The sequence below is a fragment of the Arthrobacter sp. NA-172 genome, assembly GCF_043952055.1.
In the GTDB taxonomy this organism is placed as follows: domain Bacteria; phylum Actinomycetota; class Actinomycetes; order Actinomycetales; family Micrococcaceae; genus Arthrobacter.
Genome location: NZ_JBINOT010000003.1, coordinates 127659 through 150054, shown reverse-complemented (window position 1 = coordinate 150054; position 22396 = coordinate 127659). Strand labels below are relative to the sequence as shown.

At 64.5% G+C, this 22396-nt stretch carries 18 protein-coding genes, 3 tRNA genes and 4 pseudogenes; 9 read left to right on the top strand and 16 right to left on the bottom strand.

Going from position 1 to position 22396, the window contains the following annotated elements; all coding sequences use genetic code 11:
• Positions 1–117: 117 nt before the first annotated feature.
• The 3 genes from ACF0H6_RS14485 to ACF0H6_RS14475 all read right to left on the bottom strand — a co-directional run bounded on the left by ACF0H6_RS14485 (position 118) and on the right by ACF0H6_RS14475 (position 474).
• A tRNA-Phe gene (locus ACF0H6_RS14485) sits at positions 118–193 on the bottom strand.
• 50 nt (positions 194–243) lie between these two features.
• Positions 244–317: transfer RNA gene (locus tag ACF0H6_RS14480), tRNA-Asp, on the bottom strand.
• A gap of 84 nt (positions 318–401) precedes the next feature.
• Positions 402–474 (bottom strand) — tRNA-Glu (locus ACF0H6_RS14475).
• Between the two features lie 269 nt (positions 475–743).
• Between ACF0H6_RS14475 and ACF0H6_RS14470 the strand changes: the two genes are divergently transcribed.
• Positions 744–1652 (top strand): DMT family transporter, encoded by a 909-nt coding sequence (locus ACF0H6_RS14470; protein ID WP_395250309.1) that lies wholly within the window; start codon positions 744–746, stop codon positions 1650–1652.
• A 12-nt stretch (positions 1653–1664) separates the two neighbouring features.
• Here ACF0H6_RS14470 and ACF0H6_RS14465 read toward each other — a convergent pair whose 3' ends face one another.
• Positions 1665–2588 carry a carbohydrate kinase gene (locus ACF0H6_RS14465; RefSeq protein WP_395250308.1) on the bottom strand — a complete coding sequence of 308 codons (924 nt, stop codon included), beginning with the start codon at positions 2586–2588 and terminating at the stop codon, positions 1665–1667.
• A gap of 153 nt (positions 2589–2741) precedes the next feature.
• Between ACF0H6_RS14465 and ACF0H6_RS14460 the strand changes: the two genes are divergently transcribed.
• Positions 2742–3284, top strand: a complete 543-nt coding sequence (locus tag ACF0H6_RS14460; RefSeq protein ID WP_395250307.1) for a metallopeptidase family protein — start codon at positions 2742–2744, stop codon at positions 3282–3284.
• A gap of 10 nt (positions 3285–3294) precedes the next feature.
• Entirely contained in the window at positions 3295–4215 is a 921-nt protein-coding gene (locus tag ACF0H6_RS14455; RefSeq protein ID WP_395250306.1) for a cation diffusion facilitator family transporter, read from the top strand.
• Between the two features lie 41 nt (positions 4216–4256).
• Here the strand turns inward: ACF0H6_RS14455 and ACF0H6_RS14450 are convergent, their stop codons facing one another.
• From ACF0H6_RS14450 to ACF0H6_RS14435, 4 genes and pseudogenes are all read right to left on the bottom strand, one after another.
• Entirely contained in the window at positions 4257–4514 is a 258-nt protein-coding gene (locus ACF0H6_RS14450) for a PEP-utilizing enzyme (protein WP_395251315.1), read from the bottom strand.
• Between the two features lie 1543 nt (positions 4515–6057).
• A pseudogene (locus ACF0H6_RS14445) lies at positions 6058–6726 on the bottom strand (PEP/pyruvate-binding domain-containing protein); the annotation flags it as partial.
• A 140-nt stretch (positions 6727–6866) separates the two neighbouring features.
• A pseudogene (locus ACF0H6_RS14440) lies at positions 6867–6974 on the bottom strand (PEP/pyruvate-binding domain-containing protein); the annotation flags it as partial.
• Between the two features lie 117 nt (positions 6975–7091).
• Positions 7092–8144: a universal stress protein gene (locus ACF0H6_RS14435; RefSeq protein WP_395250305.1), complete on the bottom strand. Its 1053-nt coding sequence runs from the start codon at positions 8142–8144 to the stop codon at positions 7092–7094.
• Positions 8145–8545: 401 nt separating this feature from the next.
• Here ACF0H6_RS14435 and ACF0H6_RS14430 point away from each other — a divergent pair, with 401 nt between their 5' ends.
• The gene (locus tag ACF0H6_RS14430) at positions 8546–9292 is read left to right on the top strand and encodes an NAD(P)-binding protein (RefSeq protein WP_395251314.1); all 747 of its coding nucleotides are present in this window, start codon (positions 8546–8548) and stop codon (positions 9290–9292) included.
• Between the two features lie 110 nt (positions 9293–9402).
• Here the strand turns inward: ACF0H6_RS14430 and ACF0H6_RS14425 are convergent, their stop codons facing one another.
• On the bottom strand, positions 9403–10038 hold the full coding sequence (locus tag ACF0H6_RS14425) for a copper resistance protein CopC (RefSeq protein WP_395250304.1): 636 nt from the start codon (positions 10036–10038) through the stop codon (positions 9403–9405).
• Positions 10039–10152: 114 nt separating this feature from the next.
• Between ACF0H6_RS14425 and ACF0H6_RS14420 the strand changes: the two genes are divergently transcribed.
• The 3 genes from ACF0H6_RS14420 (at position 10153) to ACF0H6_RS14410 (ending at position 12988) form a co-directional block, all read left to right on the top strand.
• The gene (locus ACF0H6_RS14420; RefSeq protein ID WP_395250303.1) at positions 10153–11595 is read left to right on the top strand and encodes an NCS2 family permease; all 1443 of its coding nucleotides are present in this window, start codon (positions 10153–10155) and stop codon (positions 11593–11595) included.
• Positions 11596–11669: 74 nt separating this feature from the next.
• The gene (gene hutG, locus ACF0H6_RS14415; protein ID WP_395250302.1) at positions 11670–12644 is read left to right on the top strand and encodes a formimidoylglutamase; all 975 of its coding nucleotides are present in this window, start codon (positions 11670–11672) and stop codon (positions 12642–12644) included.
• A 122-nt stretch (positions 12645–12766) separates the two neighbouring features.
• On the top strand, positions 12767–12988 hold the full coding sequence (locus tag ACF0H6_RS14410; protein ID WP_395250301.1) for a hypothetical protein: 222 nt from the start codon (positions 12767–12769) through the stop codon (positions 12986–12988).
• Positions 12989–13083: 95 nt separating this feature from the next.
• On the opposite strand, the gene ACF0H6_RS14405 is transcribed toward ACF0H6_RS14410, so the two are convergent.
• The 4 genes and pseudogenes from ACF0H6_RS14405 to ACF0H6_RS14390 form a co-directional block, all read right to left on the bottom strand.
• The gene (locus ACF0H6_RS14405; RefSeq protein ID WP_395250300.1) at positions 13084–13332 is read right to left on the bottom strand and encodes a hypothetical protein; all 249 of its coding nucleotides are present in this window, start codon (positions 13330–13332) and stop codon (positions 13084–13086) included.
• A gap of 183 nt (positions 13333–13515) precedes the next feature.
• Positions 13516–15113: pseudogene (gene hutH / locus ACF0H6_RS14400) on the bottom strand (histidine ammonia-lyase).
• 97 nt (positions 15114–15210) lie between these two features.
• Positions 15211–16976 (bottom strand): annotated as a pseudogene (locus ACF0H6_RS14395) (urocanate hydratase).
• Positions 16977–17181: 205 nt separating this feature from the next.
• On the bottom strand, positions 17182–17985 hold the full coding sequence (locus ACF0H6_RS14390; protein ID WP_395250298.1) for an IclR family transcriptional regulator: 804 nt from the start codon (positions 17983–17985) through the stop codon (positions 17182–17184).
• Between the two features lie 308 nt (positions 17986–18293).
• Here ACF0H6_RS14390 and ACF0H6_RS14385 point away from each other — a divergent pair, with 308 nt between their 5' ends.
• The gene (locus ACF0H6_RS14385; protein WP_395250297.1) at positions 18294–19763 is read left to right on the top strand and encodes an amino acid permease; all 1470 of its coding nucleotides are present in this window, start codon (positions 18294–18296) and stop codon (positions 19761–19763) included.
• On the opposite strand, the gene ACF0H6_RS14380 is transcribed toward ACF0H6_RS14385, so the two are convergent.
• Positions 19760–20404 carry a hypothetical protein gene (locus tag ACF0H6_RS14380; RefSeq protein WP_395250296.1) on the bottom strand — a complete coding sequence of 215 codons (645 nt, stop codon included), beginning with the start codon at positions 20402–20404 and terminating at the stop codon, positions 19760–19762. The genes ACF0H6_RS14385 and ACF0H6_RS14380 overlap by 4 nt on opposite strands.
• 349 nt (positions 20405–20753) lie before the next feature.
• Here ACF0H6_RS14380 and ACF0H6_RS14375 point away from each other — a divergent pair, with 349 nt between their 5' ends.
• On the top strand, positions 20754–21053 hold the full coding sequence (locus ACF0H6_RS14375; protein ID WP_395250295.1) for a hypothetical protein: 300 nt from the start codon (positions 20754–20756) through the stop codon (positions 21051–21053).
• 45 nt (positions 21054–21098) lie between these two features.
• Here the strand turns inward: ACF0H6_RS14375 and ACF0H6_RS14370 are convergent, their stop codons facing one another.
• The gene (locus tag ACF0H6_RS14370) at positions 21099–21635 is read right to left on the bottom strand and encodes a GGDEF domain-containing protein (protein ID WP_395250294.1); all 537 of its coding nucleotides are present in this window, start codon (positions 21633–21635) and stop codon (positions 21099–21101) included.
• The gene (locus tag ACF0H6_RS14365; protein ID WP_395250293.1) at positions 21604–22242 is read right to left on the bottom strand and encodes a hypothetical protein; all 639 of its coding nucleotides are present in this window, start codon (positions 22240–22242) and stop codon (positions 21604–21606) included. The genes ACF0H6_RS14370 and ACF0H6_RS14365 overlap by 32 nt, the downstream gene beginning before the upstream one ends.
• Positions 22243–22396 lie beyond the last annotated feature (154 nt).

Below are 22396 nucleotides of genomic sequence, written 5' to 3'. Positions count from 1 at the left end.
AGTGTGAGGGGATGTTCAATAATCCGCGCTATTGGAGCTTTTGGTCCATAACCCGGTTTGCGGCTTTTTGGCACTAATGAAGAAAAGCGCCAGTTCCGAAGAACTGACGCTTCCCAGTGGTGGCTCCGACCGGCGTCGATCCGGTGACCTTTCGATTTTCAGTCGAACGCTCTACCAACTGAGCTACAGAGCCTTAGGTGACAATGTCACCATGAAAGCCGGAATTTCTTCCGGCAATCAAAGCGACCCTGACGGGACTTGAACCCGCGACCTCCGCCGTGACAGGGCGGCGCGCTAACCAACTGCGCTACAGGGCCTTGCTTGTTTGCAGTATCTCTACCGCTTTTTTCAAGGCTTCCAGCCTACCAGACTTTTCAGACCGGCTGGACCAGTTCCTTGCGTACCCCCAACGGGATTCGAACCCGTGCCGCCGCCGTGAAAGGGCGGTGTCCTAGGCCGCTAGACGATGGGGGCCAGGAACAATCCGAATTGGCGACGGGCGCTAAACGCAATGCGTTTTCCCGCTTCTCGCTCGTCCGAACTGGACTCTAAAACTTTAGAGCATAGTCAGGGATATTCCCAAATCGCCGCATGATCGCCACAAAGCAGCGACCCAAAGCAGCGACCCAAAGCAGGGGCTCAAAGCAGCGATCAACGCGACCCCGTCGGAGTTGGCGGTTTCTTGATGAAAGACGTCCGAATTCCGCCAGTCCGTCCTGCCTCGAGCCGACTAGATTGGCATCATGGCCACAAGCACCCCTCTCCCTCCGGCGACCACAACTTCCCGGAACATCAGCAAACTCGGCATTGCCGCCGTCATCGTCACCGTTGTCCTTTGGGCGTCCGCATTCGTAGGCATTCGCGCCGTAGGACCCAGCTTCTCCCCCGGCTCCTTGACGCTCGGACGGCTGGCGGTTGCCGCCGTCGCGCTCGGTATTGTCGCGCTGCCCCGGCTCAAGCGCTGGCCGAAAGGCCGCGAATGGTGGCCCATCCTGGCCTACGGCGTCATGTGGTTCGCGGGTTACAACCTGGCCCTAAACGCTGCCGAACACATGCTGGATGCGGGAACGAGCGCGATGCTCATCAACGTCTCGCCCATCCTGATCGCAGTGATGGCCGGCGTGATCCTGAAGGAAGGTTTTCCGCGCTGGCTCATCATCGGCAGCCTCGTGGCGTTCAGCGGAGTTGCGCTGATCGCGCTTGGTTCGGGACAGCGTTCGACGGCGGATGTCGCCGGAGTGCTGTTGTGCCTCCTCGCCGCCGTGCTCGCCGCGGTGAGCGTGATCGTCCAGAAGCCGGTGCTGCGAAAGTTCTCCGCAGCGCAGGCCACCTGGTTCGGCATCATGGTGGGGGCCGTCTGCTGCCTGCCGTGGGCCGGCCAGTTGGTGACCGAAGTGCAGGCCGCTCCCCTTCCGGCCACGCTCGGCCTGGTGTACCTGGGGATCTTTCCCACGGCCATTGCTTTCACCACCTGGGCGTACGCCTTGTCCCTGATCGAGGCCGGGAAGCTCGCAGCCACCACCTATCTGGTCCCGGGCACCACGATTTTGATCTCCTGGGCGCTGCTCAACGAGATCCCCACCATCTGGGGTTTGGCTGGCGGCGTCATCTGCCTGATCGGCGTGGGGCTGACGCGGCGCAGGTCCCGCTAGGAAGCCGCGCTGCTACCTTGCCATCCCCGCGAGAAGTTCGCGGTGGGTGGGCGGGTTGGCCCCGGGGCGGCCGACGGTAATGGCCGCGGCCATGGACGCGGTCTGGCCGATTCGTTCGAGGACCGTGGGCGCCAGCCCTTGGCTGCCGCGCAGCAGCAGTCCAAGGATCAGCGCCGACATGTACGAATCGCCGGCGCCGATGGTGTCGGCCACCACCGACGTCACCGCCGGAACCGTCAGCTGGGTGTGCGGCGTCGCCATCAGGGATCCGCGCGCGCCGCGCGTGACAACGGCCAGGCCCGCGCCGAGGCCCAGGATGTGCTTCGCACTCTCTTCCAAGGACTTGCCCGGATAGAGCCAGAAAGCGTCGTCGTCGCTGAGCTTCACGACGCTGGTCAGCGGCACCAGCTCCTCGAAAATGCGGAGCGCCTCGCTGTGGCTGCCAAGGAGGTCCGTGCGGATGTTGGGATCGTACGTGACAATGCATGCGCCCTGCGCCTGTTCCAGGAGGGTCCTCACTACAGACGCGCCGGGCTCAAGGAAGGTGGCGATCGACCCCGTGTGGAGCACTTTCGGCGCGTACGGGAGGGCTGCGGGTGCCAGCTTCCACTCAATGTCGAAGGTGTACTCGGCCAAACCGTCAGCGGCGATCTCCGCCGTCGCCGTCGCGGTCTTCGCAAGCGATTGCGATCCCGGAAGGACAACCACGCCGGCGCCAGCCAGGTGCGCCGCAATGGACTCGCCGCGCGAATCGCGCCCGACCGCGGTCAGCAGTCCGGCCTTCACGTCGAGCCGACCGAGCCCGTAGGCCACGTTTGCCGGCGAGCCGCCTGGGTACTCTGTTTGGCCTTGGGGCGAGTGGACGATGTCAATGAGCGCCTCGCCGACCACGACGACGTCGAGCGGCTCGTGCGCGTGGGGCGCGTGGGAGTTCATGCGGTTCCTGTTCCTTGGTGTGGGGCTTGTCACAGGATTCGCACGGCTGCGTGGGCTTAACCCTGGGCCGAGTCATACGAATTACCACCGCGGAAGACTGTAGCTGTCATCACAACCGGCGTCAATCGCCCCGCCGCGGACTAGAGTCAGGATATGTCCGCGATTTTGCCTCCCGGCCTGCCGATCATCCCGGACGGTGATGCCCCCGGCGGCGCACGTAGTTTCTCCCCGCTTCCTGGTTCCGGCGAGGCGCGCTTTGGTAACCCGGATTTTGGTACCCCAGATTATGGTGCGGCGGGTCTTGGCGAGGCGCCGCTTAGTCAGGCGCCGTTCAAGATGTCTCCGGAAGACTTCGAGGCGGCCGTCGGCGACGCCCTTCTCCTGATCCCGGATAAGGCGGCCCGGGCCATGGACAACGTGGCCATCTTTATCGAGGACGACTACACGCCGCAGCCGGGTGACGCTCCGGGCACGGTGCTTCTTGGCCTCTACGAGGGCGTGCCCTTGACGGAACGGGATTCGTGGTGGGATGCCGGTTCCCTCCCGGACCGGATCACCATCTTCCGGCAACCGATCCTGGATATCTGCGCATCGCGCCAGGAAGTCATCGACGAGGTGGCTATTACGGTGATCCATGAGATTGCCCACCACTTCGGAATCGGCGACGATCGCTTGCATGAACTCGGCTGGGGATAGCCTTAGAGCCATGGGGCACGATCACAACCATTCACACGGCGTCACCGCAACCGGCAAGCATCGGAAGCGGCTTGTTGCTGTCCTGTGCATCACCCTGGCCGTGGTGGTTGTCCAGGTGGCGGGCGCCGTCGTTTCCGGCTCGCTCGCGCTGCTGGCTGATGCAGGCCACATGCTCTCCGACGCCGCTGGCGTCTCCATTGCGCTGCTCGCCGCGTGGATCGCCACCCGGCCGCCGAGCGATCAACGCACCTACGGATACCAGCGCGCCGAAGTCCTGGCCGCGTTGGCCAACGCCCTCATTTTGATCGTGATCTCCGTGGTGATCTTCATCGAGGCACTCCGCCGCTTCGGGGAGACACCGGAAATCCACACGGACGTCATGCTCTTTGCCGCCATTTTGGGTGCCGTCGCCAACCTGGTTTCGCTCCTCATTCTGCAGGGAGCCCAGAAGGAGAGTTTGAACGTCCGCGGCGCTTACCTTGAAGTGCTGGGCGATTTGTTGGGTTCGTTCGCAGTCATCGCCGCCGCGATTGTCATCATGACCACCGACTTCCGGGCCGCCGACCCTATCGCATCCATCCTGATCTCGCTCATGATCCTGCCCAGGGCGTGGCATTTGCTGCGCGACGTGGTTGATGTCCTGCTGGAGGCCACCCCCAAGGGTGTGGAGGTCAAGATGATCCGCGAGCACATCCTCTCTGTTGAGGGCGTAGTGGCAGTTCACGACATCCACATCTGGACCATCACCTCCGGCGTTCCCGTCTTTTCGGCGCACGTGGTGGTGGAGGACCGGATCCTCGATGCCACAGGCGCAGACCGGCTCCTGGACCAGCTAGGCTCCTGCCTCGGCTCACACTTCGATACCGAGCATTGCACCTTCCAGCTGGAACCGGCGGGCCACTCGGCGCACGAGACCCCCCAGCACGCCTAGTGGGCCTAGTGGGCCCAGCGGGCTGGCACGGTGGGCACGTCTCACCGTTCCGGAACCACTGTGCCCGCTGCGCCATCCACCGTGATAATTTGGCCCGAACTGATGCGGGCCGTGGCATCGGGAACGCCCACGACTGCCGGAATCCCGTACTCGCGGGCGACGACGGCGCCATGGGAGTTGGGCCCGCCCATCTCCATCACGAGACCTGCCGCAGTCAGGAAGAGCGGCGTCCAGCCGGGATCCGTGGAAGGTGCCGCCAGGATTTCTCCTGGTTCGAGGTGCGCGCCGACGGGGTCCATGATCACTCTGGCAGGAGCTGTCGCGGTGCCCGCCGAGGCCGGGGTTCCCAGCGAGCATGCCGTCCGGGAGCATGCCGTCCGACGCTTGGCCGCCGTTCCCGCGGCCCGGGAACCCGGTGGGCAAGGCCTCGGGCTCGGTTCCATCGGAGAGCAGCACGCGGGGTACGTGCCGGCGTTTGAGTTCAAGCGCATAGGATTCCCGCCGCTGAGCCACCAAGGCATGGAGATCCGCGCCGTCGAGGCCGCGGTGAGCGTCGTCGAAATCCAAGAAGAAGACGTCGCCGGCATCGTCGATTCGTCCGGCCTTCGCGAGAGCCTCGCCGACCACCCCAATCTGGGCGCGGACCGCGGCGAAGCCAAGCACGAGGTGGTACTTGGGAAGCTCACGGAGTCCCGCAAACATGCGTGTCCGTTCAAGGGCCATTTTCACGATCCTCGCGTGGAGCGGACTCTTGGACCGCGCCCGGGCCACCAACACGGCCACCTGCGCCTCGGCGTCGTGGGCTGCTTTCTCGAACTGTTTGTCCGGCGCCATGCGAGGATCCTCCAAGCGAAGATAATCGACCAGGACCCCGATGATGTGGGTGGGGTCGTCGGACCAGCGGGGCATGCCCAGATCGATTTCCGCGATGGCCCGGTGCCCGTAGTCGCGCAGGAACGCCGTCAAACCCGATTGCGCAACCCCGGGCAGGCCGCCGTCGAGATAGGTCTCCGCAAGCGCAGCGGGCTCGCCGGCAGTGAAGGCCTCCGCGGAAGCGGGATCGTCACGGATACTGGTCGAAAGCCGCCACAGAGCAAGGTCCATTTCAGTGGTGACGTTGTTGGGCAGGCCGCGCATGACGGTTTGGAGCTCACCCCATGAGGCCTGTTCGCCAAGTATTTTCCGGACCAACCCGATCATCGCGAACCCGAGCGCTACCGGAGGCAGGGTATTGGGCAGTATGGGGAACAATTCCTCGCGTAGTATCCGCTCGGCGTGGTCCAGTTTTTCACGAGGCGTGGCACCGGCGGCTCCATGCGCGGTCTGACGGTTCCTGCCCAGCCGTTTCACCTTGCCGAGGGCAACGTCCGGCCGAAAGAGCGCGCGCAGCAGGGCCTCCGGAAGGCGGAAGCGGAGCACGATCGGGGCAACGTGCCTGACCAGTTTGAAGGGCGTCTTGCTGGTGACGGCGAAACGCGTGTCCTCGAACAAGGCGCGCATGATGTTCGCCGAACGTGATTCCATGACGTCGAAGACCCTGGGCACGATGGCCCGCCCAACCTTGCTCCGGAACACCGACGTGAGGTCAAAATAGATCCGTTGCCCCGCCTCGTAGTAAGGCGAAGGGCCGTCCCGCGGTTCGGGAACCCGGAATCCCGCCGCGCCGGCCACCGAGGACGCCATCAGCCTGATGCCCGCGAGGCCCATGGGAGTCAGGGGGCGGGTGAGGCCTTGGGCGAGGCTGAAGCAAAGGTACGCGTGGGGACCGGGAACCGCGGGTTGGCGGGTCATTTGAGGGTAGAGCGTGGTGATGGGGCGGGCTTGGGTGAGCCACAGCTTGCCGTCGCCGTCGATGGCCCATTCGATGTCCTGCGGCGCTCCGTAGTGCTCTTCGACGCGCTGGCCGAGGTCCGCGAGCGCCCTGATTTGAGCGTCGTCCAGGCAAGCACTCCGGCCTGCCGGGCTTCTGTCCTGCGACGCCGCCGCGTCAAGCCTTTCGGTTCCGCCCCCTGGAAGGGCACGGATCACCAGTTTTCGGTCCCCGATCCTTCGCTCAGTGATCCTTCCAGTGAGTGAATCCACCACAAAGTGGTCCGGATTCACCGCGCCCGAGACCACGGACTCACCGAGTCCGGGATTGGCATCGATGACCGCCTCCCGGCGCCGCCCAGTGACCGGATTGGCTGTGAACAACACCCCCGCGGTGTCAGCGTCCACCATCCGTTGAACGACGACGGCGAGGGTCACGGTCGCGTGGTCAATCCCGGTGCTTGCCCTGTAGCTCACCGCACGGTCCGTCCACAACGAGGCCCAACATTTGCGGACCGCCTGCAGCACGGAATCGATCCCCACGACGTTCAAGTAGGTGTCCTGCTGTCCCGCAAAACTCGCAAAGGGCAGGTCCTCGGCCGTTGCAGAGGACCTGACGGCCACCGGGGCTTCCACGCCAAGAGCAGCATAGGCCGAGCGAACGGCGCTCTCGACGTCGGTGGGGATCCCGGCGTCGAGCACTGCCTCCCTGGCGCGGGCAGCAAGAGACGCGAGGCCCGTTGAGTCGCAGGGTCCATAGTCTCGAGGCCGCGGACAATATCCGTGAGCATTCCCGGTCCTTGGCTATCACTGTCGAATCCGGGATTTCCGCTTGGCTGCAGCGCCCGCAGATAAGCTTCTGTGGTCACGCAAAACCCGGGCGGGACCGGAAGTCCCGCCCAGACCAGTTCGCCGAGGTTGGCCGCCTTGCCCCCGACCTCTGGAAGCATGGTTGCCCGGATCCGGCTTAGCTCGACAATGAAGCGCGAGGCGTCCCTGGCCCTTCCTTTGACCTTGGGGTCTCCACCATCGTTGCCGCCCGTCCGCCGGTCCTTGGAAGCTGCCTGCTATACGGCGCCGAGCATCGGGCCGAAGTTGACACGGTCCGAAAGCCGCGGATCTTCGCGGTCGGGAACAACCAATACGGGTCCCTTGGCGTGGTGCAAGACGCCGTCCGACGTGGATCCGAGCAGCATTCCGGCGAAGCCTCCCCGCCCGCGTGTACCGAGCACGACAAGTTCCACGCCGCGGCTCACCTCCACGAGAACTTCCACAGGCGAGCCGTCCAGCAACTGGGTTTCCGCTGGGAGCTTGGGGAAGTGGCTCTTGAGCCACGCCAAGCCCGCGTCCAACTGAATCCTGATGTCCTTGAAGAGTGCCTCCCGGTCCAGAGGTGCTGGAACCCAGGCCAATGAGCCGCTGTACTCAGGCACGGCACAGATCACACGCAGCTTGGCGCCCATGCGCTGGGCTTGCTCTGCGGCTTCCAATACGGCAACCCGGGCCTGCTCGGAACCGTCGACGCCCACAGCCACCACATTCTCGATCACGCGCGGACCGGCCTTGGCGCGCTCGGCCTTGATGTGCTTGTCCTCCGTTGTTTCGCCAAGGCGGTCAGCGCAGAAGAGCGGGACCGTCACCGTGGGGCACTTCGAGTGCGCGGGAAGGGCACTACTGACCGAGCCCAAGAGCCTGCCCACGAATCCTCCACGCCCCCGGGTTCCGAAGACCAGGAGCTCAGCCGTCTCGGACAGATCGAGAAGCACTCCGGAAGCGTCTCCGTTCTCCACCGATCCATCAACATCGATGGAGTAGCTGGAGACCCTCTCGAGGGCCTGCTTGACGATTGCCTCCGCGCCGTCCCGGATAACGGAGTCGTCCACTGTTGCATAGCCGCCGTCCAAGCCGGACGCCGCGAAGATCGGCACGGAGTAGGCCGTGACCACGTGCAGGGGAAGTTGCCTGCGTTCGGCCTCCCGGGCAGCCCAGATCAGGGCGCATTGGCCGTGTTCGCTGCCGTCAACGCCCACCACGATGCCGCCCGGGGCAATCGATGGTTCCTCTCCGTTGCCTTCGGTCTCTACGTGATGGCTTTCAGAGTGTTTGCCGTGCTGGTCCATGGGGCCCGCCTCCTCGCACTACTGGCTGATGTTGCGGCTATTCTGCCAGAGGCCGCGCCCACAACGTGTTTCTCGCTTGACTGCCGTGAGTTGCGGTCTCCAATGATTACTATTCTCGTTTGCAATGGTCGAATCAAGCGGGAAGTAGCGTATGTGGAAAACCTCCGAAGCACGTGGATTCGGCAGGATCCCGGCCTGAAAAACGCTGTGGCAGACATGCCGGTGATGGGGCTACCCAGCACGCGATTTCTTCTGTAGTGTTCGAGGCACTGATAACCGGGGATCGTGTTTTTCAACACATCAACGGCCTTCATTCGCGGCCGCTTGGGGACCCGGACGCCACTCTGGTGTTGCCTTTTGGCAACGCACCTTTTTCTAGGAGGAGCCAAGCTGTGTCAACCATGCCTGCAGCGAGTACGGAACGGACCACCGCCGTGGTCATCGGTGCCGGCATGTCCGGCCTGGCAGTAGCCAGCGAGCTCAGCCGATACGGCGTGGATGCCATTGTGGTGGACGGATTGCATGTCCCCGGCGCCTCACATTCCCTCAACACCGGCATCCTGCAGCTCTGCGACGCGGTCGACGCCGCGCGCCTCCGGGAGCGGATCGAAATCCTCAGGCACCTGCGCAACTACGCGTCCAGCCATAGGCTCGATGTGCGGAACACGACGCAGGCGGTCCGCCTGGACCGCTTGGACGAAGCTGCCCTCGGCTCCTTGGTGGCTGGCTCTCTGGTATTGGACACGGAAGCTGGTTCAACGGGATCGGAACCGTCCTCAGCGGGTTTGGCCTCAGCGGGTTTGGCCTCAGCGGGTTTGGCCTCACCCGGTATTGCATCGCACCAGTGGGCTGTGCACACGGCCAACGGGGTTCTTCTGGCCGACCACATCGTTGTGACGCGTTGCGGACAGAGCCAGTTGCGGCGGATGCTTGCGGAGCTCGGCATCGCCGTCGGCCAGAACCTCGTCGCAGCTATGCGCGCGATTGGAATGTATTTGGTGGGCGTCGGCGAGCTCGCTACCCCTTCCCCGAAGGAAGTCTTGCGCCAAGCCAAGGTGGTGGGCCAGGCGATCTCTGCCAAGGTCCACCCGGACAGTGTCCACTCAGCACTGACTGGCACCTTCGCCGCAGTTCCCGCGCTGGCCTAAATCCACCCGCGCCTAAAACCACCCGCGCCTAAAACCACGCGCGAACTGGCAGTTGATGCCCGCAAAACGCAATTTTGAGGGCATCAACTGCCAGTTCGCGCTATCAAAACTTACGAATCTTCCTCGTCATCTTCGCCCTCGTCGGGTTCGCCATTGCCTGCCAGCCGGCGTCGTGCGGTGACTCCCAGGAACACCAGCAGCCCCGCTGCAACCACTGCGAAGCCGACAATGCTCCAAGGGAACGGCTCGGACGCATTGGGTGCCTTGTCGGGTGCCACCGCCGAACCCGGCGCTGCTGAGCCGGCCGTGGGGACCACAGCGCCGGGTTGCGTGCCCGAGGAGGCGCCGCCCGACGTCGTGCTCCCTGCTTTCGCGGTGAAGTTGAAGGTGCCCTCGATGGGGTGGGAATCGGAACTGACGACGCGCCAAATCACGGTGAACGGCCCGGCTGGGGCTCCTGGCAGGAGCTTCTGCGACACCACGTTGTCCACGATCTGCACTGAACCGTCTGCCCAGTCCTTGCCGGAAGCGTCGTTGACCCGGATCTGCGAACCGAGCAAGAGTGGCCGGTTGCTGAAAGTGATCGACACGGAGTCCGGGACGCTCGCAACTGTTGAACCGTTGGCCGGCGTGGTGGACTCGGCGACGTCATGCGCGAAGGCGGGGGCCGCAGAAAACAGGGCGGCAGAGAAAAGAACCGCAGTGAAAGCGACGACGACGGCCAGCAGCTGGCGGATAGGGCGCATGAGCGAATGACTCCCTTTGGTGTTGGATTCCTTACAGACTAGGCGAATTCACGGGAGGCCCGAAGCCGGGGGATAGGATTTGAGGGCACACTTCCCCGATCCCCGGAGACCCCCATGCTCAAACAGGGCTCAGCCATCGACCGCTACTTCAAGATCTCGGAGCGCGGATCCACCTATTCGCGAGAAATCCGAGGCGGTTTCGCCACCTTCTTTGCCATGAGCTACATCGTGGTCCTCAACCCCTTGATCCTTTCGGGATCGGACTCGAGTGGCGCGTCCTTGGGGTTCGCCGCCGTCGCCGCCACCACGGCGTTCGTGGCCGGCATCATGACGATCCTCATGGGCGCCTGGGCCAAGCACCCCTTCGCGATAGCCACCGGCCTGGGCGTCAACGCCTTCGTCGCTGTCACGATCGCCTCGCACCCGGGCCTGACCTGGCCGGACATGATGGGCCTGGTGATGCTCTCGGGCCTGACCATGCTGATCCTGGTGCTCACCGGGTTCCGGACCGCGGTTTTCAAGGCGGTTCCTGAAGCACTGAAAACTGCGATCGTGGTAGGCATCGGGCTCTTCATCGCCCTGATCGGCCTGGTCAATGCCGGCTTCGTGCGCCGTATCCCCGACGCCGCCGGCACCACAGTTCCTCTGGGCCTGGGCGTTGACGGGAAACTGCTTGGCTGGCCCACCTTGGTGTTCGTCGTGGGACTCATCCTGACTATCGCCTTGGTGGTCCGCAAAGTGCGTGGGGCCATCCTGATCGGGATCATCGTCTCCACAGCCCTCGCCGCCATCCTTGAATTCACCCTGCACATCGGTCCCAGTTTCGACGGCAAGACCTACAACCCCCGCGGCTGGTCCCTGGTGGCCCCGAAGTTCACCGAGTGGGCCGCGCCAGACTTGTCCCTCATCGGCAAGGCGAATCCCTTCGGCGCCTTCCAGCACCTCGGGATCATTGCGGCCACCCTACTGGCCTTCGTGATCCTGCTCAGCATCTTCTTCGACGCCATGGGCACCATGGTGGGCCTGGCCAGGGAAGCCGGAAACATCGACAAGCACGGAAACATCCCCAACGTGGACCGCGTTCTGCAGGTGGACGCGCTCGGCGCGATCATCGGTGGCGGCTCGTCCGTGTCCTCCAACCAGATCTTCGTGGAGTCCGGCGCAGGCATCGGCGAAGGCGCGCGGACCGGCTTGGCTTCGATCGTCACAGGCCTGTTGTTCCTCGTCGCCATGTTCTTCACCCCCCTCATCAACCTGGTCCCGTTCGAGGCCGTCGCCCCTGCCCTGGTGGTAGTGGGCTTCATGATGGTGTCCCAGGTGGGCAAGATCCACTGGCAGGACTGGGGTGTCGGCATCCCCGCGTTCCTGACCATGACCCTGATGCCGTTCACCTACTCGATCGCGAACGGCCTGGGCGCCGGCTTCATTTCTTACGCGCTCATCCGTACCTTCCAGGGCCGGGCACGCGAAGTCCACCCGCTCATGTGGGCTGTGGCTGCGGCCTTCCTGCTGTTCTTCGGGATCGGTCCGGTCGAGGAAATCCTGGGCATCAAGTAGCTCTTTCCGGAATACCGGACAACCTCCGGAGCCAAGTGGTGTTTTTCGGTTCCGTCATGCTGTGAGCTTTAACCATGGAGATTTCCGCCGCTGTTGCCGTTGTCCGCCCCACCGCTGATGTCCGCCCGTCGCGGTGGACCGGCCGCTTCGACGGCGACGGCGATGAGCACCGCCGCTGGTGGCAAGCCGTCGCCCCCGGTGTACCAGCCCCCGGCGGGACGGGAGCGGGCTCCCGACCCGCCGTCGTCGTAGGTTTCTGCAGTGATGAAGGCGTGCGCCGCAACAAGGGCCGCACCGGTGCAGCAGCCGCGCCGGAGGCTATCCGGCGCGCCTTGGGTCCGCTGGCTTTCCATCTGAAGCGGGACGTGTTCGACGCCGGCGACGTCGTCGTGGAGGACGGTTCCCTTGAGGCCGGGCAGGAGCGCGCCGGCCGCATGGTTTCGGGACTGCTCGACGCCGGCAGCCTCACTGTGCTGCTCGGGGGCGGGCACGAGACCGCGTTCGCCAGCTACCTGGGCGTGGCCGGTTCGGAGGCCGTTCGTTCCGACAAGCGGCTCGGCGTCCTGAACCTGGATGCGCATTTCGACCTGCGTGACGAGCAGGTGCCGAGCTCGGGCACACCGTTCCTCCAGATGGCACGCGCGGAAGCCGCCGCCGGTCGCGAGCTGAAGTACGCCGTCGTCGGAATCTCAGAGCCCAACAACACTCGCACGCTCTTCGAGACGGCAGACCGGCTGGGCGTGAAGTACCTGTTGGACGAGGACTGCTCCACGGAGGCGGTGAGGGAGTTCGTAGCGGATTTCCTGGACAGCGTGGACGTGCTCTACCTGACGATCGACCTCGACGTCATGCCGGCGTCGGTGGCTCCAGGGGTGAGCGCTCCCGCGGCGTTCGGCGTGCCGCTGCCCGTCATCACCTCCGTGTGCCGGCAGGTAGCCGCGAGCGGAAAGCTCCTGCACCTGGACGTCGCCGAGCTGAACCCGGAGTTCGACATCGATTCACGCACCGCCAAGGTGGCTGCGCGTTTGGTAAATACGCTGCTGGGGTAGGGATCAGGCGACCCGGCCCGTGATCCAGCTCCCAAAATGACAGACATCCCATGACACTTTGCTATCTTTTGATGCAGGAATGCCGCTCCCCCCGCGGCACCCTGCAGAAGGAGGCCCCCCCAATGACCACTTCCACCCTGGAACGTCAAGAAATCCGTTTGTCCTTTTCGTCGGTTGACGAAGTCCACGCCGGACTGGACAGCGCTGTCGCCACGCTCATCGAAGCGGCAGCCGAAAACGGCCGCTTCGGGATCCTGGTGACCCGCCACGAGCCCGGAACTTACACCGTGGCCTTGGACGAGTCCGTGCCGTTCGGCCAGACCCGCGAGATCGTCGCCGCGTAGGTTCCCCAGGCGCCGCCGAGTTTGTGTACAGATAATGCCCCTTAAGACCGGTCTTAAAGGGCATTATCTGTACACAAACTCGGGGAGTAAAACCTCTACACCCGGCGCAACTCCACGCCGTCGGACTTCATGAAAAGCTGCTTGGCGGCTTCATCGGCGCCAGGTCCTGCGGGTTCAAGCCATACAACATTGCCGCTGCCCGAGACTTCCTGCACCTCCCCTGCCGCGACCACGTGTGCGTGCTTTACGACTTCGATCCGCTCCCCCACCTTCAACGTTCCCCAGTTGGAAACGACGGCGGACTGTGCGATTCGCCTGGACAGGACTGTCCCGCGTGCCTTCATTGAACTTCTACCCCTTTGTGGATGTTCTCTGTATTTTGATGTTCCCGGCAGGCCCACGGCATCGTCGGCGTGGACATGCCGTACTCCATAAGTTTTACTACACAGAAAGCGCCCCGGGGCGCGTATTGCCAAACATTTCCGGGGCGCTTCCTATTGTTCACTCGAACAGTATTTTGTTCGGCGTCAGGCGAGAATTCCGACGGCGGATTCGGCGGCCGCGAGAACCTCGCCGGCGCCAACCAAACGGTCCGCCGCTTCCAACTCAGGTGAGAGGAAACGGTCAGTTCCAGGACCGTCGACGACGCCGCGCAGCACCTCGATCACGGCGGTGCCAGCCGGCCCCGGCGTAAGTTCGCCGCCGGACAGTTTGGTGCGGATGTCGAGGGCACGGGCGCTCGTTACGAGTTCCACGGCCAGGACGCGGCGCAGGTTCTCGATGGCTTTGCGGAGCTTGCGGGCAGCGTGCCAGCCCATGGAGACGTGGTCTTCCTGCATTGCGGAGCTCGGGATGGAGTCCACGGATGCCGGGACGGCCAAGCGCTTATTGTCCGAGACCAGCCGGCCTGGGTGTACTGGGCAATCATGAGGCCTGAGTCCACGCCGGGATCATCGGCAAGGAACGCCGGGAGTCCATGCGAGCGGGCCGGGTCCAGCATGCGGTCCGTGCGGCGCTCGGCGATGGAGGACAAGTCCGCGACGGCGATGGCCAGGAAGTCCAGCACGTAGGCCACTGGAGCGCCGTGGAAGTTGCCGTTCGAAGACACGCGGCCGTCCGGGAGGACCACGGGGTTGTCGATAGCAGCTGCCAACTCGCGGGAGGCAACCAGCTCGGCGTGCGTCACAGTGTCGCGGACAGCGCCGGCAACCTGGGGTGCGCAGCGGAGCGAGTACGCGTCCTGGACTTTGGTGTCATTGACGCGGTGCGAGGCGACGATCGGCGAGTTCGAGAGCACGCGCAGCATGTTGTCGGCGCTAGCTGCCTGGCCCGGGTGGGGCCGGAGGGCCGCGTGCAGCTCGGGCAAGAACACCTGGTCCGTGCCGAGCAGCGCCTCGACGCTGAGCGCGGCCGTGATGTCCGCCGTCGTGAGCAACAAGTGCAGGTCCGCGATGGCCATCAGGAGCATACCGAGCATGCCCTCAGTGCCGTTGACCAGCGCCAGGCCTTCCTTTTCCGCGAGGACCACCGGCTCGATGCCGTGTACGGCCAGCAGCTCAGCGACTGTCTTCTGGCCGGCGCCACCGTGGAGTTCGCCGTCGGGACCCATTGCTTCGCCTTCGCCCATCAGGACCAGGGCACAGTGGGACAGCGGCGCGAGGTCGCCGGAGCAACCGAGCGAGCCGAATTCGCGGACCACGGGGGTGATGCCTGCGTTGAGGACGTCCACCATGGTCTGCAGGACCACGGGACGGACGCCGGTGCGGCCCGATGCCAGGGTCTTGGCGCGGAGGAACATGATGCCGCGAACCACTTCGCGCTCCACGGCCGGGCCCATGCCGGCAGCGTGGCTGCGGATGAGCGACTTCTGCAACTGGGTGCGCAGTTCGTTGGGGATATGACGGTTGGCCAGGGCGCCGAAGCCCGTGGAGACGCCGTACGCCGGCACCTCGCTGTGGGCAAGGTCATCGATGTGGGCGCGGACTTTGGCCACCGTGTCCAGGGCTTCCTGGGAGATGGTCACCTTGGCGTCGTAGCGCGCGACGGCGACGACGTCCTCCGGCGTGACGCCGCTGGAGCCGAGGATGACCGTTTGCCGGCCAAGGGATGTTGCTGTGACTGTCACTGTATGTTCCTTTTCTCACCCAACTGACTCGCAGTTGGTGTCGTTTTGAGGGTTCATAACGACATCTAGTGCGAGTTAGTTGGGCCCCGGGTGGTGTTTAGCGGGTTTCGTTCATGGGGATGCGGACGCCGCGTTCTTTGGCGATTTCGACGGCGCGGTCGTAGCCGGCGTCGACGTGGCGGATGACGCCCATGCCGGGGTCGTTGGTCAGGAGGCGTTCGAGTTTCTGCGCGGCGAGGTCGGTGCCGTCGGCGACGGAGGCCCTGGCCGGCGTGGATGGAGCGGCCGATGCCGACCCCGCCGCCGTGGTGGATGGAGACCCAGGTCGCGCCGGAGGCGGTGTTGAGCAGGGCGTTCAGCAGGGGCCAGTCCGCGATCGCGTCCGATCCGTCGGCCATGGCCTCGGTTTCCCGGTAGGGGGAGGCCACGGAGCCTGAGTTCCAGGTGGTCACGGCCGATCACGATGGGGGCCTTGACCTTGCCTTCGGCCACGAGCTGGTTGAACAACAGGCCGGCCTTGGCGCGTTCGCCGTAGCCGAGCCAGCAGATCCGGGCGGGCAGGCCTTCGAACTCGACCCGTTCGGCCGCGGCGTCGAGCCATTTGTGCAGGTGCGTGTTTTCCGGGAACAGTTCCTTGATCGCTTTGTCGGTCACGGCGATGTCTTCGGGGTCACCGGAGAGCGCGACCCAGCGGAACGGGCCCAGGCCCTCGCAGAACAGCGGACGGATGTAGGCCGGCACGAAGCCGGGGAACTCGAACGCCCGGGTGTAGCCGCCCTTGCGGGCCTCGTCGCGGATCGAGTTGCCGTAATCGAAGACCTCGGCCCCGGCGTCCTGGAATTCGACCATGGCCTGGACCTGGCGGGCCATGGAGGCCTGGGCTTTCTTCGTGAACCCTTCCGGGTCCACGGCGGCCTCGGTGTGCCATTCGGCCACGGTCATGCCCTCGGGCAGGTAGGACAACGGATCATGGGCACTGGTCTGATCGGTCACGACGTCGATGCTCAGCTCGCCGGCTTTGTGGCGGGCCAGCAGTTCCGGGAAGACCTCGGCGGCGTTGCCGACATACCCGACGGACCAGCCGCGGCGCTCGTCCTTGGCCTTCTTCACCTTGGCGATCGCGGCGTCCAAATCGGTTTCGACCTCGTCCAGGTAGCGTTTGCCGGCGCGGCGGCGCAACCGGGTCTCGTCGACATCGATGATCAGGCACGCGCCATCGTTCAGGGTCACCGCCAGCGGCTGGGCGCCGCCCATCCCACCGCACCCACCGGTCAGGGTCAGCGTCCCCGCCAAAGGACCCTCAACCGAACCGGCAACAGCGGAACCTTCGACGGCGGAGGCACCCGCGGGGATGCGTGCAGTGTCTTGCCTGGCGGCAGCGAGTTTGTTCCCGACGGCGGCGAACGTTTCGTACGTGCCCTGCAGGATGCCCTGGGTGCCGATGTAGATCCAGGACCCGGCCGTCATCTGCCCGTACATCATCAGGCCCTCGGCCTCCAGGCGCCGGAACTCGGGCCACGTCGCCCAGTCCCCCACCAGGTTCGAGTTCGCCAGCAACACCCGGGGCGCCCACTCGTTCGTCCGGAACACACCCACCGGCTTGCCGGACTGCACCAGCAGGGTCTCGTCCTTCTCCATGGTCTCCAAGGTCCGGGTGATCGCATCGAACGCGGCCCAGGACCGCACCGCACGTCCCGTGCCCCCGTAGACCACCAGGTCATCCGGACGCTCGGCGACCTCCGGGTCAAGATTGTTCATCAACATGCGCAACGGCGCCTCGGTCTGCCAGCTCTTCGCGGTCAGCTCCGTACCCCGGGCGGCCTTGACCGGACGAGCTCCGGTAGTGAAATCAGCGGGTGCCATGGTGACTCCTTCGTCTCTGGAAGTTGTTGGGTGTAAGTCCTTCTGTATCCAGTAGAGCCCTTCCGCAACCGACTTGGAACGGCTTTGGAGAGGGTACTGTCCGGAATGCCAGACTCAACTAGTCCCCACCGCCGCCCGCAGTAGGTATCGTTCTGGGGGCTCAAAAGGACATGTACTGCGGGTTAGTCGGGGTGGAGGAGGCGGGCTAGGAGGGGCGGCCGTGGATGCGAATGGACAGCTCGTCCGCGGTTTTTTGGATTCGCGCAGCCAGCGCGGGCCATTCCTCGGGTGGCACCCGGTCCTCGAGGAACGTCACGGCGACTGCCGCCGTCGGCCATCCCAAATGGTCGGTGACGGCGGCGGCTACCGAGCCGAAACCGGGCGTGACCTCGCCGTGTTCGGTGGCGTAGCCGCGCTGCCGGGCCTGGTCCAGATGCGAGGACAGGGCCGAGTACTTCATGATGGGCGATTCCATCTCATGCCGCGCAGTAAACGCGGCGGCGTTCGGATACAGGGCCCTGACCTGCGATTTCGGCAGCGCGGCCAAGATGGCCCGCCCGCTGGCGGTGAGGTGGCTGGGAAGCCGGACCCCGACGTCGGTCACCAGGGACGGGCGGTTCTTGGCCCGCTCTTCCACGATGTAGAGCACATCGCGGCCATGCAGGACGGCCAAGTGAGCGCTCTCGCCGATCCCATCCACGAGGGCGGCCAGCATGGGGCGGCCCAACCGCGACAAAGGCTCTTGCCGCGAATACGCCGAGCTAAGCTCAAAGGCACTGATGCCCAGCCCGTAGCGCTGCTCCTCATGAAGGTGCAGGACGAATCCGTTGGCCTCCATGACGCCGAGCAGGTGATAGACGCTGGACCGGGGTAAGCCCAACGCAGTAGCGATGTTGGACGCTGCCATCGGGCCGCGCCGGGATGCGAGCAACTTCAGAATGCGCAGGGTGTTCTCGGCAGCGGGGACCTTGGAAGCGGCCCTGGCTTGAGTGGACGGCTGGATGGTCATGGCTCCTCTTCGAGTGCACGGTAATGCCCGGCATGCCCCTCCGCGCCACCAAAGGCAGCCTCGACGGGCCAAGTGTCCGGGATACCGTACTTAAGCGTGCGCCCCGCGAGGCAGATCGGAAAGCCAATCAGGATATTAATGTGTCTGGGATACCAGACATTTGCGCACACGACGACCAGCGTCATCAACAGCAAAGTGGCGCAGCGTCTGAGAACCGAGACAACGATGTCCCGTGAGACCCATCACAGGACGCTCCGAAATGGTCTGCTGGTTAACAGTCCCCCTCCCAATGACGAGAAGGTATTCGTATGCAGCAAGCCCCAACAGCCGTCAGGACGCCGGCCGCCAAAGTTGTCGAAGGGGCGGTAACCACCGTTCTCAGCCGTGGCCTCAATGTCCGCCACATCCGCTTCATGGCGCTCGGTTCGGCCATCGGAACAGGCCTCTTCTACGGTTCAGCGTCTGCCATCCAAAAAGCCGGCCCGTCGGTTCTCTTCGCGTACATGATCGGTGGCGCAGCCGTCTTCATGGTGATGCGCGCGCTCGGCGAAATGGCCGTCCGCCACCCCGTTTCAGGTTCTTTCGGCCAGTACGCCAGCCGGTACCTCGGACCACTCGCAGGCTTCATCACGGGTTGGACCTACGTTTTCGAAATGGCCATCGTGGCGATTGCCGACGTGACGGCATTCAGCATCTACATGGGCTTCTGGTTCCCGCAAGTGGACCGGTGGATCTGGGTCTTGGCGATCATCCTGATCCTTGGCGCCATGAACCTCTTGAGCGTCAAGGTCTTCGGGGAGCTCGAGTTCTGGTTTTCTCTCATCAAGGTGGTGGCGATCATCGCCATGATTGCGGGCGGTGCGGCGATCATCGTATTTGGCTTCCAAACGGGCACCGGCGGTGTGGCACCGGGTCTGGGGAACCTCGTTGACCATGGCGGCCTGTTCCCGAACGGGTTCGAGGGGCTCCTGGCCTCGTTCGCCGTCGTGATGTTTGCCTTTGGCGGGATCGAAACGATCGGTATCACCGCGGGCGAGGCAGCAGACCCCAAGAAGGTCATTCCCCAGGCCGTCAACACCGTCCCCGTGCGTGTGTTGCTGTTCTACGTCCTGACGCTCGGCGTCCTCATGAGCCTGTTCCCGTGGAATGAGATCGGGAACAACGGCAGCCCGTTTGTGCAGATCTTCAGCCGTCTCGGCATCCCCGCGGCGCCCCACATCCTCAACGCCGTGGTCATCACGTCGGCGTTGTCCGCGATCAACTCCGACATCTTCGGCGCCGGACGCATCCTCTTCGGGTTGTCCCAGCAGGGACATGCTCCGAAGATCTTCGGCAAAATCTCGCGCCACGGAGTTCCCTGGATGACGGTGGTCCTGATGGGCGGCATCCTGCTGGTGGGCGTCATCCTGAACGCCGTGATCCCCGAGGACGTCTTCCTGATCATCGCGTCCATCGCCACGTTCGCGACAGTGTGGGTGTGGGTCATGATCCTGGCGTCACACGTCGCCATGAAACGGGAGATCAAGCGGAAGGGGCTGCCGGCGTCGGAATTCCCCTCGCCGTGGTGGCCTGCCGCTTCCGTCCTGACCATCGCATTCATGGCCCTGGTGATCGTCATTCTGGGCGTCTTCGAAGACACGCGCGTGGCCTTGTACGTGGGCGCTGTGTGGCTCGGCCTGCTGATGCTGGCCTACAAGCTGTGGGTGCGCGACGGCGGCCGGGTCCGGGCCGAGCTCGCTGACGAAACGGCTTCGATGCCCATCGTCGCCAAGCGCTAACCGGCCGGAAGCCAATCCACGTGAGTGCTTGAATCGTAGGTTCGGCAAACCCGCTGACCGTCCTGGGTGGGACCGTCCGCGAGCTTGGTGACGATCTTCATCACGACGTCGTACGACGTCTGTCCCGAAGCCGCTGCCGACGATACCGGAGCCCCGGCGAAGGCGATGGAGATAATGCTGAATGGCCGGGGTACAACCGTTCCGGTCACCGTTCCGGAGCTGGCGGCGTCGGCCTTCAGCCGAGCGGTGCACATGTCCTGGATACGCAGGATCCCGGCTGCATCGAGGCCCTGCGCTGCGGGTGCTTGTGCCACCGGTGCGGGTGCAGCCGGAGCTGGCGCTGCGGTGGCAGGCGCTTCGGGCCGGCCGGAAGTCGAAGGGGCGGCTGAAGGGGCCGTAGCAGCCGTAGGTGTCACGCCGGCGGAAGGACTGGCGGCGGGCGCCGTCGGGGTGGCACCCGCGGCACCCGCTGCGCCTGAGCCCACGGCACCTGTGCCAGCGGCGCTAGAAGCAGTACTGACGGTGACCGACGGGGCGGCTCCAGCCGTTGAATGCGATGCCGTCTGCGTGGCATTGAGCGTGATCGCGCCCGCGAGTCCGACGGCGACCACCCCTGCGGCGATGATTCCTGCTTTTGCCACTTGTTTCATAGTTCCCCGCTCACTCTGGAAAGCTCGTGAAAAAACCCATCTGGCTATGGCTCAAGAAGCCGTAACGGCACGCAGAACGGGATACCGAACAGCCCCCGGAACTGACGGAACATTTGCCTCGAGCCTAGGGATTGGTACCCGGCAAGGCGCGCGTACCGCCTACCCGTCTTTTGCCAGTGACCACTCGGGTCACCACTTGCTTGACCTGGACTTCCCGTTCCGAGTAGTGGGCCAAGTGACGTGAGTGGCCCTTGTTGCATAACGGGTGAAAGTCACTCATGTTTCGCATGGGGTTGGCGCCTAACGTGGGTCCATCGCGACTGCGTAAGGAGTGGTTCTGATGTTTGATTCCTCCCCAAGGGGTGCCGTTCCTCGAGACACCTTCCAGTTGCGGCCGCCTGGCCCCGTCACGCTGGGTTCGCGGCTGCGACGGCTATTTTCCCAGGCGGCGGCGCAGGCCAATGCGGTGTCATCCCCGTTCAGGGTTGGCGACTACCTGGCGGGGGACGATCCTTTCAACGGTTGCAAAGAAGGCGTCGTGGCGGTCATCAGGGGCCCATCGATTGGCTTGCGGACGACCTCGCCAAGGGACGGAACCGTGGTCTATTACGACTACCGCCAGTTGAGGAAGCCGTGGTGAACATGGCTGCCGCAGGGATTTCAGCCACCCGATTCATGACACCAGCTACGGCGTCGCGCAGACCGCGCGGTTCCGCCCGAGGGACTTGGCTTCGTAGAGGGCCTTGTCGGCGGCGACGATCATGTGCGCCACTTCTGCGCCGGCGATCGAGCTGGGAGCAATGCCATAGCTCACAGTGGGGTAGGTGATCCCTTCGGGGGACTTTGCCGCGGCCAATCGCCGGCTGATTTCGCTCGCCACGATTCCGGCACTCTCCAGGCTGGCCCCCGGAAGCAAGATGGTAAATTCCTCTCCCCCGTACCTACCAATCAGATCCGTGTGCCGGACCGACTCTTGGCAAGCCGCCGCGAAGGCCTGGATGGCGGCGTCACCGGCAGCGTGACCATGGCTGTCATTGAGCGCCTTGAAATGGTCGAGGTCGGCAAGGATCAAGGTGGAGACTGATCCGGAAGTATGCAGCCTGTGGATTTCCTGGTCGGCCAGCTCCATGAAGGCCGTGCGGTTGAGGAGTCCCGTCAATCCGTCGCGCGTGGCCCGTTCGTTGAGTCCATTAATGAGCTGCTCGTTGCTCAGCGTCGTCATGCTGAAGGACACCCTGACCAGGAAGGACCAGGGTGACCACCGTGGTTGCCGCGGGGCTGAGGTAGGTGCCGAAGGCCGGCCCTTCGGGTCCCTCGATGGGATAGGCGACCGCCCGGCAGAGGAAGAATCCAGCAAGGGCCCCCGCGGCCAAGGCCAGGGAGCGGTGGGCGCGCGAATCGCTGGGCTTCAAAAGCCAAAGCTCACCCGTTGCCAAGATCATGCCCGTGGCCATCAGGACCAAATACACGAAGCCACCGGACCAGGCGTTGGTGGCTGGGTTCTCCAGCGTAGAAGCCACAACCGTGGCGATAGGTGGGGCAAGGAGCTGCCACCGCGGGGTCGGGAGCAATCTCAAAGAGCGCGAGCCGGCCCAGACACTGAAGGCACCTGCAACCAGCAAGGCGTTGCCGAGGGGACCGGCCCAGACCTGCTGGGATGTACCGGTGAGCAGGTACGCCATATTCCCGCTCAACAATAAAACAAGGGCCAGGCACCACCAGCCGCTGTACGGCGAGCGGGTCCGGCGGAACGATCCGAAGAAAAGCACACAGAGTGTCAGCGCGACCACGCCCAGGGCTACCTTGAGACTGACCGGATCGAGCGCCATATCGTTTCCCCCTCGTACGCGACTCCAGCCTACGGCACGAAAGGCAGCTTGGCCCGGCGATCACGGGCATCGGATTGCCGGGCCAAGCGAGTTGTTTTGCCGCGTCGGCGGCCGGACCCCGCCCGGCCGGACGCCGCGCGGGGAGACGCCGCGT

Excerpts from the sequence above, each read along its gene's own strand:
- ACF0H6_RS14420 (WP_395250303.1), top strand. The coding sequence starts at position 10,153 with ATGCTCAAACAGGGCTCAGCCATCGACCGCTACTTCAAGATCTCGGAG.
- ACF0H6_RS14455 (WP_395250306.1), top strand. The coding sequence starts at position 3,295 with ATGGGGCACGATCACAACCATTCACACGGCGTCACCGCAACCGGCAAG.
- ACF0H6_RS14405 (WP_395250300.1), bottom strand. The coding sequence starts at position 13,332 with ATGAAGGCACGCGGGACAGTCCTGTCCAGGCGAATCGCACAGTCCGCC.
- ACF0H6_RS14375 (WP_395250295.1), top strand. The coding sequence starts at position 20,754 with ATGTTTGATTCCTCCCCAAGGGGTGCCGTTCCTCGAGACACCTTCCAG.
- ACF0H6_RS14460 (WP_395250307.1), top strand. The coding sequence starts at position 2,742 with ATGTCCGCGATTTTGCCTCCCGGCCTGCCGATCATCCCGGACGGTGAT.
- ACF0H6_RS14470 (WP_395250309.1), top strand. The coding sequence starts at position 744 with ATGGCCACAAGCACCCCTCTCCCTCCGGCGACCACAACTTCCCGGAAC.
- ACF0H6_RS14365 (WP_395250293.1), bottom strand. The coding sequence starts at position 22,242 with ATGGCGCTCGATCCGGTCAGTCTCAAGGTAGCCCTGGGCGTGGTCGCG.
- ACF0H6_RS14450 (WP_395251315.1), bottom strand. The coding sequence starts at position 4,514 with ATGGACCCCGTCGGCGCGCACCTCGAACCAGGAGAAATCCTGGCGGCA.
- ACF0H6_RS14430 (WP_395251314.1), top strand. The coding sequence starts at position 8,546 with ATGCCTGCAGCGAGTACGGAACGGACCACCGCCGTGGTCATCGGTGCC.
- ACF0H6_RS14410 (WP_395250301.1), top strand. The coding sequence starts at position 12,767 with ATGACCACTTCCACCCTGGAACGTCAAGAAATCCGTTTGTCCTTTTCG.
- ACF0H6_RS14425 (WP_395250304.1), bottom strand. The coding sequence starts at position 10,038 with ATGCGCCCTATCCGCCAGCTGCTGGCCGTCGTCGTCGCTTTCACTGCG.
- ACF0H6_RS14390 (WP_395250298.1), bottom strand. The coding sequence starts at position 17,985 with ATGACCATCCAGCCGTCCACTCAAGCCAGGGCCGCTTCCAAGGTCCCC.
- ACF0H6_RS14385 (WP_395250297.1), top strand. The coding sequence starts at position 18,294 with ATGCAGCAAGCCCCAACAGCCGTCAGGACGCCGGCCGCCAAAGTTGTC.
- ACF0H6_RS14370 (WP_395250294.1), bottom strand. The coding sequence starts at position 21,635 with ATGACGACGCTGAGCAACGAGCAGCTCATTAATGGACTCAACGAACGG.
- hutG (WP_395250302.1), top strand. The coding sequence starts at position 11,670 with ATGGAGATTTCCGCCGCTGTTGCCGTTGTCCGCCCCACCGCTGATGTC.
- ACF0H6_RS14435 (WP_395250305.1), bottom strand. The coding sequence starts at position 8,144 with ATGGACCAGCACGGCAAACACTCTGAAAGCCATCACGTAGAGACCGAA.
- ACF0H6_RS14465 (WP_395250308.1), bottom strand. The coding sequence starts at position 2,588 with ATGAACTCCCACGCGCCCCACGCGCACGAGCCGCTCGACGTCGTCGTG.